Genomic DNA, 1,077 nt, shown 5'->3' on the forward strand with positions numbered 1-1,077 from the left:
TTGATAAAAATGGCCGCAGGGCATTTGTCATGACATTACAGGCAAGGGAGCAGCATATAAGGCGCGCCAGAGCCATGAGCAATATATGCTCAAATCAGGCACTAATGGCTGTTGCGGCAACAGCATACCTGTCAATACTGGGTTCTTCTGGACTCAGAAAGGTTGCCTCAATAACTGTTAATAAGGCAGAAAGGCTTAAATCTGCACTTAAATCCCATGGCATACAAACTGTTTTTAATGGCATTAATTTCTCAGATGTACTCTTTCATTATGGTAATTACAAAAAAATTGCCGAAAATGGGATATCAGGTGGGTTAAGGCTTTCTGATCTCACAAACATAGATTATTATGATGATGCAGTGTTTTTCTCTGTTACAGAAAAAACAGAGGATGAATCCATAAATGAACTTGCCAGAATACTTGGTGATGATTAAAATGTACAGACAGGCACATTATGATGAGGATTTTTTAATAGATTATAATACCGGTAATGACTATTATTTAAATGATTGCAATGCAAATATTCCGGATAAATTAAAAAGGAACAATCTCAGGCTTCCGGATATAAGAAGCTCTGATGTATCAAGGCATTTTACCAAGCTTTCAGAAATGAATTACAGTGTTGATATAGGTACATATCCACTTGGATCATGCACAATGAAATATAATCCAAAGTATAATGATTATATAGCAGGGATTGAAAATTTCACAGAGATGCACCCCCTTGATAATGAAAAAAATATGCAGGGTACACTTGAAATAATGTATGGCCTTCAGGAATATCTTAAAAAGATATCGGGCATGGATTATGTTTCACTGCAGCCATCTGCCGGAGCGCATGGGGAATTTACTGGAATATTAATTGTAAGAAAATATTTTGAGATTAAGGGTGAAATAGGAAAAAGGACTGATATCATCATACCGGATTCCGCCCACGGAACAAATCCTGCATCCGCCACCATGGCAGGTTTTAATGTTATAGAAATCCCATCTGATGATAATGGGTTAATAGATTTGCATGCCCTTGAATCTGTTGTTTCTGATAAAACAGCGGCCTTCATGATAACAAATCCAAAT

At 37.0% G+C, this 1,077-nt stretch carries 2 pseudogenes; both read left to right on the forward strand.

Annotated features, from left to right (window positions below):
• Window positions 1-434, forward strand: a pseudogene (locus tag AOG54_RS03945) (aminomethyl-transferring glycine dehydrogenase subunit GcvPA); the annotation flags it as partial.
• 1 nt (window position 435) lies between these two features.
• Window positions 436-1,077: pseudogene (locus AOG54_RS03950) on the forward strand (aminomethyl-transferring glycine dehydrogenase subunit GcvPB); the annotation flags it as partial.

This window comes from Acidiplasma aeolicum (assembly GCF_001402945.1).
GTDB classification, from domain to species: Archaea; Thermoplasmatota; Thermoplasmata; order Thermoplasmatales; family Thermoplasmataceae; genus Acidiplasma; species Acidiplasma aeolicum.